13 protein-coding genes are annotated in these 16,523 nt (G+C 65.9%); 5 read left to right on the top strand and 8 right to left on the bottom strand.

All coding sequences use genetic code 11. The features are described 5' to 3' along the window. Positions 1-222 precede the first annotated feature (222 nt). From HUV01_RS04085 to HUV01_RS04075, 3 genes are read right to left on the bottom strand one after another with little or no spacing between them, the layout of a single operon-like run. A complete protein-coding gene (locus tag HUV01_RS04085; RefSeq protein WP_174297039.1) occupies positions 223-1,275 on the bottom strand; it encodes a DUF2252 family protein in 1,053 nt (350 codons plus the stop codon). Positions 1,276-1,318: 43 nt separating this feature from the next. Further along, positions 1,319-1,708 carry a type II toxin-antitoxin system VapC family toxin gene (locus HUV01_RS04080; protein ID WP_174297038.1) on the bottom strand — a complete coding sequence of 130 codons (390 nt, stop codon included), beginning with the start codon at positions 1,706-1,708 and terminating at the stop codon, positions 1,319-1,321. Then, a complete protein-coding gene (locus HUV01_RS04075) occupies positions 1,705-1,947 on the bottom strand; it encodes an AbrB/MazE/SpoVT family DNA-binding domain-containing protein (RefSeq protein ID WP_174297037.1) in 243 nt (80 codons plus the stop codon). The genes HUV01_RS04080 and HUV01_RS04075 overlap by 4 nt, the downstream gene beginning before the upstream one ends. A gap of 282 nt (positions 1,948-2,229) precedes the next feature. On the opposite strand from HUV01_RS04075, the gene HUV01_RS04070 reads away from it, so the two are divergent. Both HUV01_RS04070 and HUV01_RS04065 read left to right on the top strand, forming a co-directional pair. Beyond that, entirely contained in the window at positions 2,230-3,351 is a 1,122-nt protein-coding gene (locus HUV01_RS04070) for a site-specific integrase (RefSeq protein WP_174297036.1), read from the top strand. Between the two features lie 209 nt (positions 3,352-3,560). Continuing rightward, positions 3,561-5,438 (top strand): glycoside hydrolase family 15 protein, encoded by a 1,878-nt coding sequence (locus HUV01_RS04065; RefSeq protein ID WP_217430897.1) that lies wholly within the window; start codon positions 3,561-3,563, stop codon positions 5,436-5,438. 83 nt (positions 5,439-5,521) lie between these two features. Here HUV01_RS04065 and HUV01_RS04060 read toward each other — a convergent pair whose 3' ends face one another. The 3 genes from HUV01_RS04060 to HUV01_RS04050 are packed head-to-tail and all read right to left on the bottom strand — an operon-like array spanning position 5,522 to position 9,636. Further along, positions 5,522-6,997 carry a PepSY-associated TM helix domain-containing protein gene (locus HUV01_RS04060; RefSeq protein ID WP_217430896.1) on the bottom strand — a complete coding sequence of 492 codons (1,476 nt, stop codon included), beginning with the start codon at positions 6,995-6,997 and terminating at the stop codon, positions 5,522-5,524. Then, on the bottom strand, positions 6,994-7,536 hold the full coding sequence (locus HUV01_RS04055) for a hypothetical protein (protein ID WP_174297033.1): 543 nt from the start codon (positions 7,534-7,536) through the stop codon (positions 6,994-6,996). The genes HUV01_RS04060 and HUV01_RS04055 overlap by 4 nt, the downstream gene beginning before the upstream one ends. A 24-nt stretch (positions 7,537-7,560) precedes the next feature. Then, the gene (locus tag HUV01_RS04050) at positions 7,561-9,636 is read right to left on the bottom strand and encodes a TonB-dependent siderophore receptor (protein WP_254606369.1); all 2,076 of its coding nucleotides are present in this window, start codon (positions 9,634-9,636) and stop codon (positions 7,561-7,563) included. 546 nt (positions 9,637-10,182) lie between these two features. Between HUV01_RS04050 and HUV01_RS04045 the strand changes: the two genes are divergently transcribed. Further along, positions 10,183-12,657 carry a hybrid sensor histidine kinase/response regulator gene (locus tag HUV01_RS04045; RefSeq protein WP_174297032.1) on the top strand — a complete coding sequence of 825 codons (2,475 nt, stop codon included), beginning with the start codon at positions 10,183-10,185 and terminating at the stop codon, positions 12,655-12,657. 76 nt (positions 12,658-12,733) lie between these two features. Here HUV01_RS04045 and HUV01_RS04040 read toward each other — a convergent pair whose 3' ends face one another. Then, the gene (locus HUV01_RS04040; RefSeq protein WP_174297031.1) at positions 12,734-13,822 is read right to left on the bottom strand and encodes a YeiH family protein; all 1,089 of its coding nucleotides are present in this window, start codon (positions 13,820-13,822) and stop codon (positions 12,734-12,736) included. A gap of 107 nt (positions 13,823-13,929) precedes the next feature. On the opposite strand from HUV01_RS04040, the gene HUV01_RS04035 reads away from it, so the two are divergent. Further along, a complete protein-coding gene (locus tag HUV01_RS04035; protein WP_174297030.1) occupies positions 13,930-14,808 on the top strand; it encodes a LysR family transcriptional regulator in 879 nt (292 codons plus the stop codon). A gap of 5 nt (positions 14,809-14,813) precedes the next feature. On the opposite strand, the gene HUV01_RS04030 is transcribed toward HUV01_RS04035, so the two are convergent. Continuing rightward, positions 14,814-15,902 (bottom strand): sulfite oxidase, encoded by a 1,089-nt coding sequence (locus HUV01_RS04030; RefSeq protein WP_174297029.1) that lies wholly within the window; start codon positions 15,900-15,902, stop codon positions 14,814-14,816. Positions 15,903-16,051: 149 nt separating this feature from the next. Here HUV01_RS04030 and HUV01_RS04025 point away from each other — a divergent pair. Continuing rightward, positions 16,052-16,523 (top strand): chloride channel protein (locus HUV01_RS04025; protein ID WP_368039990.1); only part of this gene is annotated, 472 nt, incomplete at its 3' end.

Genomic DNA, 16,523 nt, shown 5'->3' with positions numbered 1-16,523 from the left:
TCCAACCGTCTTCTTCTCCGCCATCGCCCTCGCGGCCACCGTCATCTTCTGGCTATGATCAATGAGTCCTGACCCTAAGTCTGACCAAGCGGACACCCTCAATCGATCACGCACGAGTGGTCGGGGGTTGGCTAATGAGGCTGCCTGGACCGTGACGACGGACGGCGGAAGCCGAGGACCACGGGGGGCTTCGATCCTTAAAGCGAGCGCGACGGGCTCTGACTAGGCGTAGGCCTTGTAGTCGCGCATTATTGCATCGGCGGCCGCTCGAGCCGCTTTCTCCAAGCAGCGCCCATCCCTCTGTTTCACGTCATCGCGGACTGCGGCGACCAGCGCGCTATCCCCTGCATGACAGCAGGCGATCTCCCGGCCCATGAGCTTGAGCAGATCCTGTGACATCAGCAGGTCGCCGGCATCCTCCACTTCAATTTTGCGACTGTTGGGCGAAAGACGACGAACGACGAGTTCGTTCACGATGCGGTAGTGCGGATCGACCGCACGATTGCGCCCGGCCGCGATATCACCGGCCTTGATCGAACACGATTTGCCTGGCCCGAAGGTGGCCCAGGCGGCCGGCAGGATCGCCTTGCCCTCGCGCACGACAGGTCCACCGAGCCACTCGGCAACCGCAACATAGCGCGGACGGCCGAGGCTACCGGTTCCCGCCGACCGAGCGAACATCGTGATGGACAGGTCTCGCTCGGGCATTGCGGCGGCAAGCGCCGTCTGGAACCGCAGAGGCACTGGCCCTGCGCTCCGGTCGAGCTTCGCCCACCATTTGGCGCGCTCTTTCTCCGGCAGCAGGATGGTCTCCCGGAGCCAACGATGATCCCGCTCCAGGATCACCGGCCCCGGAGCAGCGAGGCCGGCGGCATAACCGTTCCAGATCGCATCGCAGATCGCGCCCTTCGGCCCCGCATTGCTCGCAAGCATCGCCGACGCGGCCAGCCGGATCAGGTCGAGGACGTAGGGCATGACCGCCGCCTCGTCGAAGTCGTTTGCACCCCAGACAAGTCGGCCATCGGCGTCTCGCCACGTTCCGAAGTTCTCTAGGTGTGTGTCGCCGATCGAGAGGATCGGCGGCACCAACAAAGCTTCGGGGCAGATGGACCCGATGGTCTCAGACCATCGCCAGTAGGTCGCACGCAAAAACGCGAACGCGCTTGATCGCATTCGATCGTGTTTGCGGGCGAGATCGGCCTCTACCAGCTCGTCCCCAAGCTGCTCGCGGAGCCAATCCTCATAACGCGCTACGGATCCGGTGATCTTTGTCATACCGACATAGCGCCTCGAACTGCTGCTGTCATGAGTCGTTGCCCTACCGGATAACCACCACCTTCACCCCAACGTCGCTGGCGACATCCTTCCACGCGCGATCGGCGGTGTAGGCCGGTACGCCGAGGCGCTTGGAGAGCGCCAGACAGAAGCGGTCGCCAAGAGAGAGGCCGGCCGAACTGGTCACCGCCCTGAGCGCGCCGGCATCCCAGCTCAGCTCCTCGTCGGCCGCCAGCACTGCATAGGGCAAGGCCGCGAGCATCGAGCGAATCTCCTCAACCGGTGCGCCAAGGTGAACGAAATGACTTACGACTTCGGCCTGGTTGAACACGCCCATTGCCGCGTCGGCCACAACAGCCATCACCTTGCTTCCTCCGCGCTCTCCCTTGAGCAAGGCGATAACAGCGGAGGCGTCCAGGACCGCGCTGATCACTCGCCGCTGTCCGAGCGCCGGCTCGCGAGGAAAGCGTCGACCGAAGCGTCCGGGTGATCAGTGTACTTCTTGGCGATCGCCTGCGCGCGCGCCACCGCCTGACTGACAGTGCGCAGGATTACACCATCGGCAGTTTCCTCGATCAGCACCGCGCCGCCGCCTTCAAGGCCCAGCCGCTTACGAATGCCGGCGGGCAGACTCATGCGGCCATTAGCCATTATGTTAACTTGCACGGACATACGACACTTGGCCCTGTAAGGTGGCGTAATTGGATGATCATAGCATTGGAGCGACACCGTGCACCAAGAATCGGCTGATGTCATCCTGTCGATCTATGACCTAGTTAGCCTAAGGCGGCATAAATCTGCTCACCTGCCACGGTGTGTAATTAGCGATAACGCTGATTCCCGCTAATTACCTGCTAGCCCCAAATCGCTTGGTCGGGTATCGATTTCGACGCTTCTGGGACGGCCGCTCGCGTCGCTGTTTCGATTTGGATGAACGCAACGCAGGAGGTCGGCATGGCCGACGATGGTGGCATCGGTGACGCGGCGCACGTCGATCCTTCGGATCTGGCTGGTATCGTGGCTGACGCGCTGGTGGTGGTCGACCAGGTTCAGTCGCTCGAGCCGTATCTCCCGCAGCTTGCGCCCGACGATCGCGAGCGCGTCGACGACTATGTCCGCCGGGCCTCGGCCGATGCGACGTTGCGCGCCTACAAATCGGATTGGCGACTGTTCTGCGCGTGGTGCCAGGAAAGCGGTTACCGGCCGCTCCCGGCGACGCCCGCGACGGTCGCTGCGTTCCTGACGCTGCTCGCCGAGCGCGGGTTCAGTCCGCAGGAACTTCGTCGAACGAAGCGCGGGACGGTGCTGCCGCGCAAGGAGCCCGTGCCGCTCGGCCGCGCGACGATCGGCCGGCGGCTTGCCGCGATCGTGTTCGCGCATCGCGCGGCGGATGTCGAACCGCCGACGTCGCAGCCCGACGCGGCGCGGCTCGAGCGCGCGATGCGCGGCATCCGCAAGGACAAGCGCGGCGAGCTGCCCGGCAAGAAGCGACCTGCGGACGGCGACGTGCTGCGCGACATGGTGCGCGCGACGGTCGGTGACGATCTGCGCGGCTACCGGGATCGCGCGCTTCTGGCGATCGGGATGGCCGGCGCGTTCCGGCGCTCCGAGCTCGTCGCTATTACGGTCGGGCACGTAAGCCAGGACAGCCGCGGGCTGCTGGTGCGGATTGCGGCGTCGAAAACAGATCAGGAGGGCAAGGGCCACACTGTTGCGATTCCTGATGGACGACGGCTTGAGCCGGTACGGCATTATCGCGCATGGTTGGAGACAGCCGGAATTACCAGCGGTCACGTCTTCCGCAAGCTTACGCCGCAGGGACGGCTGACCGACAAGCCGATGAGCGCGCAAGGCGTGGCGTTGGTGGTAAAGGCGGCCTCGGTCGCCGCTGGCTACCCGCCCGAACTGTTCTCAGGCCACTCCCTCCGCGCGGGCTTCCTTACCGAGGCCGGTCGTCAGAACGCCAACTTATTCAAGATGAAAGAGCATAGCCGGCATTCTTCGCTGGAGATGGTCGCGGAATATGTGCGCGATCATGAGCGGTTTCGGGAGCACGCCGGCGAAGGTTTCTTGTAGCGACGACCCACAACCCGACATTCTGGGCGGATATTTGGCTCCCCAACTACGGACACTCATTCATTTCGGTAAACCGGCCGCTAGCCGGGGCGGATCGGCCCGCCTTCTGGCGCCAGAGACCCTACTGGCCATGACGAACTTCGATGGTTAGCTTTACGAACATGACTGGTGCGGGATGCGGTCTGCTGGTCTAGCCTCGCGTCATGAGCTTGCCCGACGATCATCCCACTCGCGGTTCTGCCGGTAACCCGCCGGCCGCCTCCCGACGCTTTATCGAGGACTATGCGCTGATCGGCTCGACGGAGTCTGCAGCGCTGATCCACCGCGACGGCACGGTAGAATGGCTGTGTCTGCCCGCGTTCGACTCCGATGCGATCTTCGCCTCCCTGCTCGGCACGGCCGAACATGGCAGCTGGCGGCTGCGTGCGGTCGATCCCGATGCCCATTCCTCGCGCCGTTACCTGCCCGACACGATGATCCTGGAGACGACGATCGAGACGCCGGGCGGCAAGGCCGTCGTCTGCGACTTCATGCCGCCGCCGGCCGCCGGCGGCACGCACGAACTCATCCGCATCGTGCGCGGTGTGGAGGGTGCCATCGCCCTGTGCACCGAGCTGCGGCTCCGGCTCAATTACGGCGCCTGGTTGCCTTGGGTAGAACGCAAGGAGGGCATGATCCATGCCGTTGCCGGGCCCGACGCGGTGCGCCTGAGCAGCAGCATCGATCTCGCCAACGTCGATTTCGCGACCCAGGCCGATTTTAAGGTCACCGCCGGCCAGACGGTGGCTTTTGCGCTCGAATACTACCCGTCGCACATTGTGCCGCCGCTGCCCCGAGACCCGTTTGCACTATTACGCCACTCGGAGGCGGGGTGGCGTCGGTGGGCGTTGGCCTGCACCTACGACGGGCCGTATGCGGACACGGTCCGGCGCTCGCTGCTGACGCTCAAGGCGCTGACCTATGCTCCGACGGGCGGCATCGTCGCGGCGCCGACCACCTCGCTTCCTGAGGTGCCTGGCGGCGTACGCAACTGGGACTACCGTTACTGCTGGCTGCGTGATGCGGTGCTGACGATCTATGCGCTCACCGGCTCGGGCTACCATGACGAGGCGAGCGCCTGGCGATGGTGGCTGATGCGCGCCGTCGCGGGCGCACCGGATAAGCTGCAGATCATGTACGGACTGCGCGGCGAGCGGCGGCTGGCCGAGGTCGAGCTCGATCATCTACCGGGTTATGAGGACAGCCGTCCAGTGCGGGTCGGCAACGCGGCGCACGATCAACTCCAGCTCGACGTGTATGGCGCCGTGCTTGCCGCCTTCGATGGTGCGCGACGCGGCGGGCTGCCGGACATGGACGTCGTCTGGCCGCTCCAACGCGCGATCGCGACGCACCTGCTGGACCTGTGGCGGCAGCCAGACTCCGGGCTGTGGGAGGTGCGCGGGCCACCACGGCACTTCGTCTATTCCAAGGTGATGTGCTGGCTGGCGTTCGACCGAATGGTCGCGAGCGCAGAGGACTTCCACCTCGACGGTCCGGTCGACGACTGGCGTGCGGCCCGCGACGCGATCCACGCCGACGTGTGCGAGAAAGGTTTCGACGTGGCTAGCAACAGCTTCGTCCAGCATTACGGCGCCGATCGCGTCGACGCGGCGTTGCTGCAACTCCCGACGCTAGGCTTTCTACCCGCCGATGATCCTCGCATCCAGGGGACGATCGCCCGGATCGAGCGCGACCTGCTCGTCGACGGCGTCGTCTACCGCTACCTGACCGACGAAACGAACGGCGACGGCCTGCCGGGCCGCGAAGGCGCCTTTCTGGCCTGCAGCTTCTGGCTCTGCGACGCCTTCACCGTCTCCGGCCGACTGGACGAGGCCACAGCGATGTTCGAGCGGCTGGTCTCCTACGGCAACGATCTCGGACTGTTCGCAGAGGAATATGACCCGGCGACTTGCCGCCAGCTCGGCAACTTCCCCCAGGCGTTCAGCCACTTCGCGCTCGTTAATTGTGCACACACCCTCGCGGGAGCCGCCAGCGGCGTCGCCGGTCATCTCGCGGATGACGCGCGACCGGATACCACGCCCCCCTAAGAGGCGATGGGCAACGCTGGGCCGTATTCGCAGCGGTCCAGGAGACAAGCTTCCGAAGCAATGCCGCGTCCGAAGAAGACAGTTCATACAATTTTGCCGAAGCGGGCTGCTGCCGGCCGGACGCGGCGTTGCATGACCTGCAGGGCCCAGAGTGCTGCACACGGACAAAGCACAAGGAGGACGTCGATCGTTTCCGACTCGGCGGCAAGCGGCTGGAAGCACAAGAAGTGCGCAAGACCAGTTGCAGTCGCAGCCCATAGTGAAACCGTCCGAACGCGACCAACCCCGAACCATCGAGGCCGGAACGCGGCACTTGCCACAGACACGAAGGCACCTGACAGGAAAAGTGGGGTCAGCGCGGTTCCCGTCCCCGTCACTACCCGCGCCGACCAGCAGAGGATCAGGAGAGACGGCGTTCCCCAGACGACTGTATCCCAGCACGCCGACAAACGCGGGCTGGTTAATCCCCGACGACGGCGCTTGTGCAGCCAGATCGATGGTCCGGTGGCGGTCATGACGCACAACGCGGTCCCGAACAGCAAGTAGGCAAGCTCTACCGCCAGTCCGCCGTAGGTGCCGAAATGCAGACCATAGACCGACGCCAATGCTTGCTGACCGATCGCGCCGTCCGACAGTCCGACTTTGCCAAGCAGGCGTCCGTGGGCGTCGAACCGGTAGGTCTCGCCGTAGATCAGCCGTTCGCGATGCGTCGCGAGGATCTGGATCGCATGGCCCCGCGTGCCGGGCGACTGGACTACGATAGATACCGGCGTTGCCCCCGGCGCCGACAGGCGTAACCCGGCAAGCGCGGCTGCAATATCCGGCAGGGGCGCGGCCCGGGCGTCTGGCGCTGGCTGATCACCGAACACAGGAGCGTAAGCCCGCTCCAGGCTGCCCCCGGCGTACGCGTCCGCCAGCACGACGAAGCCGATCGTGCCGAGACCGAGGATGGCGCCCGTCAGCGCGACCGCAACCGTGAACGGCAATGCCCAGACGCCCAGCCGGTTGTGCCAGTCGACGCGTGCGATGTGCGCGCCTTGCTGCCATCGCAGGCGAAACGCGTCGCGCACGATACGGGGATGAGCGAGCACGCCCGTAGCCGCGAGCGAGGCGAGCGCGACGCCTATCGCGCCAACCATCGCGAAACCCCAAGATGCCGGTAACAGCAGACGCTCGTGCAAGGAGATCACGAAGTCGGTCCAGCCGGCGGCGACGCGCGCGGCGGTGCGGCCAGAGCCGTCCACGTACCAGGCTCCAGCATCGGTGGTGACGATCGCTCTGGGAAGATCAGCCGTCGGCATCTGCAACGTGACGTTGGTGGCAGTCCGTCCGCCTCGATTGGCGGCTGCCGTCATCGCTGCCTGCGCCGCGGCGGAAGACAGGACGGTGAACTCCGGCACCGTCGGCTGCTCCCACCGCTGCCACTGGTCATGGATCACCGCCAGCGTGCCCGTGAGTGCGATCACGTAGATGAGCGCCGCGGCGAGCAGTCCCAACGCGGCGTGGCCGGCGAGCGCACGCCGTACCAGGCTGACCGCAGCCCCAGGCCCACCGGTCACCGGGCCATTCCCAGAAAGGATCCAACCGCGGCGAGGAGGAAGAGCGGTACGATCATCTGGCGCAAACCATCCCTGGTCATCTGCCAAGCCAACAAGCTCGCCCATATGACCGGCAGAGACAGAAGAAGACAGGCAGCGGCGTCGGCCTCACCCACTCCCGCGCGCCGCCCTGCGGCCTGTAGGCCGAACGCGAGAAGAAGCGATACCAACCCTCCGCCGGGCACGACGACCAAGAACACGGATGCTCGCCGCATCAACGCGAGCGACCCTTCTCCCGATATCGCGGCTACGCGCTCACGGTCTGGACGCCAGGTCCGAACCGGCGTCGCCCATCCGGACCAGAGCAGCGTAGCGAACGCCGCTGCCATCCCCGCGACCGTGCCGACCGCCAAGCCCCAAGCGCCCGTGTCGCGCGTGCAGGCAGTCAACGCCACCGCGATCAGCGCCCAGCCGGCGACGGCCACGACCAGACGCCCGGTCCAACCGATCCGCACCAGGGTCACACCGGCGACGATCACGAAGGGAGCGACGTCGATCATCCCTTCGTCAGATCCGTTTGAGGATCAAAACTTGTAACTGACCGTGCCTTGCACGGTGCGTCGGTAGCCGTACCAGCACCAGTTATAGTTGACGTAGCAGCCGGTCAGGTAGCGCTTGTCGAACAAGTTCGCCGCGTTGACCGCAACCTCGACGCCATGAAAGCGATCATCAAGGACACCGAGATCGTAGCGGGCGAGCGCATCGAACAGCGTATAGGACGGAGAGTCGTTGCTCCCGTAAGCATATATGCGGTCGACGTGGCGGACCGTGCCGCCGAGTTCCAGTCCCTTGAGCCCACTCGCCCGAGGCGACCAGGTCAGCACGGCCGACGTGCCGCCGCGACCCACCGTCGGCGGCCCGTGACCGACGTTCTGCAGATCCTGATCCTCGAGGATTTTGACGCTCTGCCGGCTGAAAGCGGCGTCGAGGTGGAAGCCGTGGGGCAGCGGCGCCTTGGCCTCCAACTCGACTCCCTGCGACCGCACCTTGCCGGACTGGTAGGCGGTGAAGGAGACCGGATCGTAGGTGAGGACGTTGGTCTGCTCGATGTTGAAATAGGCACCAGTCAGCAGGATCTCGGTGCCGGGCATCGTGTATTTGACGCCGCCTTCGATTTGCCGGCCAAGCGATGGCTTGGCGAGCCCGCCGTCGACCAGTGTTGCGGCCTGGGGCTGGAACGACGTCGAGTAGGTAACATAGGGCGCGATGCCGAGCCCGGTTTTGTAGAGCGCGCCGATGCGATAGGTGAATTTGCTGTCGTGCTGCGTGTCACCGCCGTTCGCCTCCTGTGCTGCCCAGTCCTGCCGACCGCTCAGCGTCAGGCGCAACCCTGCCCACGCAATCTCGTCCTGCGCGTAAATGCCTTGCTGGCGTTGGTGGGTGATCGTTCGGCCGGGGACACCTGCGTCTGGCACCGTCTCGGGCGTGAGCGGCGTCGGCATGGTCCCGTACACCGGGTTATACGCGTCGATCGACGTAGCCGACCCGAACCCGAAGGTCTCGTCGAAGTGGAGCACCTGGCGATCGACGCCGAACAGCAGCGCATGGCTCACGGGGCCCGTCAACACCTTGCCGCTCAGTTGGTTGTCGTACACCCAGTCGTTGTTGCTTTCGCGCGTCGCATAGGAGCCGCGCGAATACAGCGTAGACGGTGCGACAGTCGGATCGATCGCGGCGCCCGAGATGTACACGATACCCAGATCGCTCTTTACGTATTGGTATCGTCCGGACGCCTTAAATGACCAATCGCCACCGAAATTATGCCGGAGAATGTAGGTGCCGCTGGCCTGCTGGCGCGAGAAGAAGTCGCCGGGCTCGCCGTCGTAGAAGTTCTGCGAGATCGGGCGATTACCAGCCGCAGGGTTGGAGATCAGCGTGCCGACAGCGGGGAAGACGCCGTAGTCGCCGTTACGCGGGTCGTGTGAGTAGTTGCCGAGAACCGTCAGGCTAGTCGACGTACCGTTGCCGATCGTCGTTGCCGCCGAAATCGTCTGCCGCGCCCGCGTGCCGTATTGCTGCTGGTCGTGTGCGCCGTTGACGCTGCCGTAGACGCGCCACAACGCCGTGTCGGAGAAGCGGCCGCCGATATCGCCGTCGAAGCGGTAAAGGTCGAAGCTGCCGCCCGTGGCAGAGACCGCACCGTAGATGCTGCGGTCGAGCGGGAGCTTGCTCTCCTCCACGACGAGACCGCCTGGGCCGGACCGGCCGTACAGCGCGGACGACGGTCCCTTGACGACCTCTACCCGATCGAGACGCGATACGTCCGCCTGTGCTGCGGCATAGCCAGTCCCGTCCGTCTGATAGACGGAGTACAGGCCATCAAGAAACACCGGCGCTGCAAAGCCACGCAGCGTAAAGAGGTCGTACACCTCCGCCGAGGAACCCCGCTGCTCGGGCGTCACGCCCGCGACGTAGCGGAGCGCCTGTGCAAGGTTCTGCAATCCCCGGTCTGCAATCGTCGCATCGGTCACAACGCTGATCGACTGCGGCGTTTCGCCGATAGGCTTGTCGGTCTTGGTACTGGCCGACGCCTGTGTGTCGGGGCGCTGCCCTGTCACCACGACTTCCGACCCGGATGTCTGGCCTTCCTTGTCCTGCACTAGGGAGACGGGTGGCACTCCCGCTAGCGGTAATAGACCCGTCGCCAGACAGGGACCTGCCAGCGCTCCACCGGCAAGAAGCATGGCGCGTGCCGCCACTCGAACCATCAATGTCGCCCTGCAGCTCAAACTATTTACCCCTTTTACGCACCAAGCCGGCTTTGCAGCGCTGCCGCTTACTAGGGGTTCTGCGATTTATTCGCAATAGCAAGCGTTGCTGAAGAGGCAGTGCCGAAGCGCTCCGGGCATGGCTCAGCAGCTGACTTATCGATGAGCAACGATCCGGCCTTGGGGTGCGTGCGGCGAAAAGACCCACATGCGGTCATTCCGGCGCTGTTCTGGCGTTCCCGACTTCAGCCATCCGTTCAGGTCAGGCTGCAAGCTGTCAAACGGAGCGTGCTGCGCTGTGATCGCTCGGCGTGACGGTACGGAGACGACGCGGCGGAGCCGTCTAGCGGCTGACGTCCGTCGGTTCCTGTTTCGCTGAATCCTTTCGTCACACCGAAGGTTGGACAGCCGACCGACACGTTGGGTAATCCGTATGCGATGACCAACTCAGCCGATCGCGATCCTGCGCCGCTTCCCGAGCACCTTGGCTTCCTAGCCGGGGGTGGCTTGGCGACGCGCCTCATCCTCGACCGTGATTGGACCGTTCACCCGCTCGGCGAGCCTGCCACCTGGCCGGACGGTTTGAAGGTCACGCTAAGCACTATCCTGAACTCACCGGAATCGATGATCTTGGCTTGGGGCCGGGATGAGTTGACGTTCTTCTTCAACGAAACCTACTTTCCGTTGCTCGGGCCACGCCTTGCCTGGGCGATGGGCGCGCCGTTCCGGGAAGTCTGGGCAGACGCCTGGGAGCAGGCCAAGCCAATCGTAGACGATGCGTTTGCTGGCCGCAGCCAGCGCTTCAACGACCTGCCCTGGAAACTCGACACCGACCGCGGGGTGGAGGACACCTGGTTCACCTTCTCCTACTCACGCATCCTCGATCCGCGCGGCGAGGTCGCAGGTTTGTTCATCTTCACCAACGAGACCACCGCGCGAGTGCTGGCGGACCGTGCTCTGGCGCAAAGCCAGGAGGAGCTGCACGCACTCAATCGGACGCTGGAGCAGCGGGTCCGGTACGCGACCGCCGATCGGGACCGAACCTGGAACAACGCTCGCGATCTGCTGCTGGTGATTGATCTTGATGGCGTGATCCGTGCCGTCAACCCGGCATGGACCGTCACCGTAGGCTGGTTGGAGGCCGATCTCGTCGGGCGCTCATACCTCGACTTCATCCACCCGGATGACGGCGCTCCCAGCAACCAAGCCCTAGAGTCGGCGAGCTCTGCCGTACTCCCAGCCTTTGAGAACCGCTACCGTCACAAGAGTGGCGGGTATCGCACCATCTCTTGGAACGCGGCGCCGGAAGAGGATCTGGTGTATGCGTCCGGACGCGACGTAACCGAAGAACGCGAACTTGCCGCACAGCTGTTGCTCCACCGCAATATCGTGATGTCGAATCCTAATCCCATCCTGGCCTTCGACCGACAGCTACGGGTGATGGCCTTCAATCAGGCGCATCAGGAGAAGCTCAGGGAAACGCAGGGCGTGGGATCGGAAGTCGGCGACTACTTCCCTGCTCAGTTCATTCCGGAAGAGCGGACCGCCATCACCGCCTTGATGGAGCGGGCGCTGACCGGTGAATTGTTCACTTCGCGCGCGGAGTTCGGCGATCCGGCGCACGCCAGGCTGCACTGGGACATTCATTACAGCCCCCTGCGTGACGGGAACGGCGACATCATCGGGGCATCGCACCACGCGATCGAGGTCACTGCGCAAATCGATGCAGAGCGAGCTCTGGCAGCATCGCAGGAGGCGTTGCGTCAGGCGCAGAAGATGGAAGCGGTCGGGCAGCTGACCGGCGGGCTGGCGCACGACTTCAACAACCTGCTTACCGGCATGATGGGCAACCTGGAACTGCTGCAGATGCGGATCGCGCGCGGCCGCCTGGACGACGTCGATCGCTTCATTTCGGCCGCGCAGGGCGCCGGTCGGCGAGCGGCGTCGCTGACGCAACGGCTGCTCGCCTTCTCGCGACGCCAAACGCTCGATCCAAAGCCCACGGACGTGAACCGCCTGATCATGGGGCTGGAGGAACTGCTGCGCCGGACGGTCGGAGCCGGATTTAACATCGAGATCGCCCCCGCGACTGGACTGTGGATCGCTGAGATCGACGCCGCCCAGCTCGAAAATGCCATCCTCAACCTGTGCATCAACGGTCGGGACGCGATGCCGGACGGCGGCTGCCTGACGGTCGAGACGGCAAACGAGTGGATCGACGACAGAACCGCGTCCGAGCGAGACCTGTCACCCGGCCAATATGTCTCCATCTGCGTCACGGACACGGGCACCGGCATGTCCGCCGAGACGATCCAGCGCGCGTTCGAGCCCTTTTACACCACCAAGCCGATCGGTCAGGGCACCGGGCTCGGACTGTCGATGATCTATGGGTTCGCCAAGCAATCCGGTGGACAGGTGCTCATCCGATCCCAGATCGGCCAGGGCTCGACCGTGTGCATCTACCTGCCGCGTCACCATGGCGAGGTGGTCGCACCGGAAGAGGTGGATGCCGGCGCGCTGACCGGAACCGTCGGCGCGCAGACCGTGCTCGTCGTGGACGACGAGGCGACGATCCGTCATCTCATCGATGAGGTGCTGGACGAACTCGGCTATACTGTGATCGGTGCTGCCGATGGCGCAGCGGGGGTCAAGGTGCTGCAGTCGAGCGCCCGGATCGAGCTGCTCATTACCGATGTCGGCTTGCCCAATGGCATGAACGGCCGGCAAGTCGCCGACGAGGCGCGCCGGTTGCGGCCGGGACTGAAGGTGCTCTTCATCACCGGCTTCGCCGAGAATGCGGCAGTGGGCAACGGCCACCTTGAACCCGGGATGGAATTGCTCACGAAGCCGTTCACGCTGGAGGCCCTGTCGACCAAAGTCGCGGACATGCTGAGGACGACCACACACGTTTGACCCAGGAGCCGTCATTCAGGGCGTCTGAGCCGCTCCCCAGCTTCAGACATTGGTTCAGGTGCAGCGAGCCGACCGATCATGCGATGTGGAGGACCGCGAGCAGGGCTAGGCTGATCGCGCCAAGCCCGAGCAGCGACAGGACTACTGCGGCGGTCACCCGGCCACCAGCCTTTGCGACGACGCGTACATCCACCCCGAGGCCGAGCGCGGCCATGGACACCACCGTCAGCAGCGACGCGACGCTGCCGAGCGGGGCGATGGCGGCGGTCGGCACCAGACCCAGCGAGCGACAGGCGACCAGGACGATGAAGCCGATGATGAACCACGGCATGAGATGGGAGATTCCCGGCCGCCGCTCGGTCGTCGTCTCGCCGGCGTTCACCTCCCCATAAGGGTTCAGCGGCGGTGCGACCCGCGGCGCGATTAGCGACAGGACGAGGCAGACCGGCCCGAGCATCAGCACGCGCACGAGCTTCACGACCGTGCCAGTCTGCACCGCTACCGCGCCCAGCGGGGATGCGGCTGCCATCACCTGCGGCACCGCATAGACGGTCAGTCCGGCGAGCGCGCCATAAGAGATCCCGCTCATGCCCAGCGCAACCCCGAGCAGCGGCAGGCCGAGCACCACCACCACGCCCAGCACGGCGGTGAATGCAATCGAGGCGGCGACGTCGTCGCTGTCGGCGCCGATCACGGGCGCGACGGCGGCAATGGCCGAGTTGCCGCAGATCGAGTTGCCGCACGCGATCAGCAGCGCCATCCGGGTGGGCAGACCCAGCAGCCGTCCGATGCCGAAGCTGAGCAGGATGGCGCTCGCCACCACGCCCGCGATACCGATCAAGAGCGCGGGGCCGGCCGCCAGGATCGTGGCGGCGCTGACCGACGCGCCGAGCAAGACCACCGCGATCTCCAGCAGGTATTTGGCGCTGAACGCGATGCCCGCGTGCCACTTGGCATCCGGCGTCCACAGGCTGCGCACGGCCGTGCCGATCAGGATGGCGAGCACCAACGCCTCAAGCCACGCCTTGCCGACTAGACCTCGCTCGGCGTTCTCCAGCGCATAGGCGGCACCCGTGACGGCAAGGCACAGCGCGACTCCCGGGGCGGCTGCCGGAAGCCGGTATCGGTGAGTCGGGGCTGGTGGGAACAGGACGACGGTGGCCATGGAAGATCCTCTCCCGTCCTAGCTAGGCCGGGTGGATCGATCGCTCCAACGCGCCCTTCTTGTCGTTCCGATCGCTTTCGGCGATCGATTGTGGTACCCGGCCGCTGATGACCCTCGATCAGCTCCGCATCTTCGTCGGTGTCGCCGAGCGCGAGCACGTCACCGCGGCCGCGCGAGCGCTGAACGTCACCCAGTCTGCCGCCTCCGCAGCGATCGCCGTGCTGGAGGAGCGGCATGCGATCAAGCTGTTCCACCGCGTCGGCCGCGGGATCACGCTGACCGAGGCGGGACACGCGTTTCTCGGCGAAGCGCGCGGCGTGCTGGCGCGCGCGGCGGCGGCGGAGCAGGTGCTGGCCGAGTTCGGCGGCCTTGCGCGCGGCTCGCTGCGCGTCGTGGCGAGCCAGACGATCGCCGCCTACTGGCTACCGCCTCTCCTCGCCGCGTTCCACAACCGCTATCCGGAGCTCGCGGTCGATCTCGCGATCGGCAACACCGAGCAGGCGGCGTCCCGCGTTCGCGACGGCGCGGCCGATCTGGGCATCGTCGAGGGCGAAGTCGATGATCCGGCGCTAGCGCACTGGCGATTGAGTGAGGACCGGCTCGTGCTCGTGGCAGGGGAGCCAGCCGCGGCCACGGTCGACGCCGACTGGCTGCGCGGCGCGCGCTGGGTGATGCGCGAGCCGGGGTCGGGCACGCGGTCGACCTTCAACGCCGCGATGCGGGCCGTCGGCGTCGATCCCGACGCGCTCGACGTGGCGCTGGTGCTGCCGTTGAACGAGAGCGTTCGGACCGCGGTCGAGAGCGGGGCCGGCGTGACCGCGCTGTCGGCGCTGGTCGTCGCGCCGGCGCTGGCGGCGGGCACGCTGCACGCGCTGCCCTTCGACCTCGGCGTCCGATCCTTTTACGGTCTGCGCCACAAGGAGCGGTACCGGACGAAGGCGGCGGACGCGCTGCTCGAGCTCATCGCCACCCGGAGCGCAGACTGAGCCGGTCAGGCGACGCGGACGTGCAGCCGATGCCAGTGCGTTGCCAGATACCCGGCGAAGTTCCAGCTGTCGTCCGGGCGTGACGGCTGGCCTTGCCCGGTCTCGTCGATCGCGCGGACGACCAACTCGTGCTCGCCCTTGCCGAGCTCGCCCTGCCAGCACCAACGCGTCCAGCTCCATGGCGCGTCGGCGCGCTGCTCCAGCACCGCCTGTTCCCATTCGCGGCCGCCGTTCACTGACACGTCGACGCGCGCGATCGCGCGCTCGCTGGCCACGGCATAGCCGCGCAACGTGACCGGCCCCGCGTCCAGCACCTCCCGATCCGCCGGCGTGCAGATGGCGGCGTTGATCGGCATCGCGTTGATGACCAGCCCCGCATCCCAGTCCGCCTCCTCCTTGGTGACGGACGCCGGGAACAGCTTGTAGTCCTTTGCCTGAATTGACTGCGGCGCGGGCTTCTCGCTCACCTCGATATGCGTCAGCCACTTGGGACTGCGCACGCCGGCATAGCCCGGCACCACCAGCCTGATTGGGAAGCCGTGCTCCGGCAGCAGGTCCGCGCCGTTCATCGCCCAGGCGATCAGCGTATCGGGATGCAGCGCCTTCGCGATCGGGATCGAGACGCCGTAGCGATCCGTCTCACCCTCCACCGTCACCTCGTCCGCGCCGAGGAACCGGACATGCCGCGCACGTTGCTGGTCGATCCCGCTCGCCTCCAGCAGGTCGGCGAGCCTGATGCCGGTCCATTCGGCGTTGCCGATCGCGCCAACGCCCCACGGATCGCCCGACGTCGCGCGCACCTGTTGCAGGTCGGCCCGGCGGTTGCCCGCGCATTGCATGACCGACAGCACTGAATGAACGGGGAAGCGGGCCTCAAGCGCGTCGCGAGTCCACGCGCCCGCTTCGCTCACCAGGCCGCCGACCTGCACGGCGTGGTCCGCCCGAAGATCGGGAACAGGACCGTGGCTGCGGATGTAGAAAGATCGGCTAGGCGTGACGAAGGACGCGATCAGGTCACCCGGCGCGGGCTCGGCATTGAACGGCTCGGTTGATTGCACCACCAGTGTGCGGCCGGACTGACCCTGCGCGTCCATTTAAGTCTCCTTTCGGGATGGAACGAGCGAGCTGCGGGAAGGCACCATCCGCCGCGTCCCGCCCGGACAGCTCCCCTGCCATGTCGCGCGCGCGCGATCACGATGCGATCCCTGCTTGGCAGGCTCCGTGAACCGAATAGTGTTCCCGCATGTCGCCCCGCCCCCTGCTACTCCGCTTGTGGGCGACGCTCCGCCGGCAAGCGCGGTCGAGCGAGATCACGATCATCATCCTGGCGGTCGGCATCGGCGCCGCCTCGGGGCTCGCCACCGTCGTGATCGGTGCGCTCGCACGTACCTTGCAGCACTGGCTGTTCGTGCTGCCCCCGGCCGTGCGGCTCAGCGCGCTGCCGGCGCTTGGCTGGCGTTCGCTGCTCGCGCTACCGCTGGGCGGCGTGGCGCTGGTGCTGTTCTCCTGGGCGGTTCGGGCGCGCAGCCGGCGGCTGGTCGACGCGGTCGAGGCCAATGCGCTGCATGGCGGACGGATGTCGATCCCGGACAGCCTCGTCATCACCGGGCAGACGGTGCTGTCGAACGGCTTCGGCGCGTCGGTCGGCCTGGAGGCCGCCTATGCGCAGGCCGGCGGCGCGCTGGCGTCGCTCGCGGCCCGCGCGCTCAACCTGC

This window comes from Sphingomonas bacterium, from assembly GCF_903643035.1.
Lineage (GTDB): Bacteria > Pseudomonadota > Alphaproteobacteria > Sphingomonadales > Sphingomonadaceae > Sphingomonas.
This window is presented reverse-complemented; position numbering and strand designations above follow the sequence as displayed.

Excerpts from the sequence above, each read along its gene's own strand:
- HUV01_RS04085 (WP_174297039.1), bottom strand. The coding sequence starts at position 1,275 with ATGACAAAGATCACCGGATCCGTAGCGCGTTATGAGGATTGGCTCCGC.
- HUV01_RS04075 (WP_174297037.1), bottom strand. The coding sequence starts at position 1,947 with ATGTCCGTGCAAGTTAACATAATGGCTAATGGCCGCATGAGTCTGCCC.
- HUV01_RS04070 (WP_174297036.1), top strand. The coding sequence starts at position 2,230 with ATGGCCGACGATGGTGGCATCGGTGACGCGGCGCACGTCGATCCTTCG.
- HUV01_RS04055 (WP_174297033.1), bottom strand. The coding sequence starts at position 7,536 with ATGATCGACGTCGCTCCCTTCGTGATCGTCGCCGGTGTGACCCTGGTG.
- HUV01_RS04045 (WP_174297032.1), top strand. The coding sequence starts at position 10,183 with ATGACCAACTCAGCCGATCGCGATCCTGCGCCGCTTCCCGAGCACCTT.
- HUV01_RS04040 (WP_174297031.1), bottom strand. The coding sequence starts at position 13,822 with ATGGCCACCGTCGTCCTGTTCCCACCAGCCCCGACTCACCGATACCGG.
- HUV01_RS04035 (WP_174297030.1), top strand. The coding sequence starts at position 13,930 with ATGACCCTCGATCAGCTCCGCATCTTCGTCGGTGTCGCCGAGCGCGAG.
- HUV01_RS04030 (WP_174297029.1), bottom strand. The coding sequence starts at position 15,902 with ATGGACGCGCAGGGTCAGTCCGGCCGCACACTGGTGGTGCAATCAACC.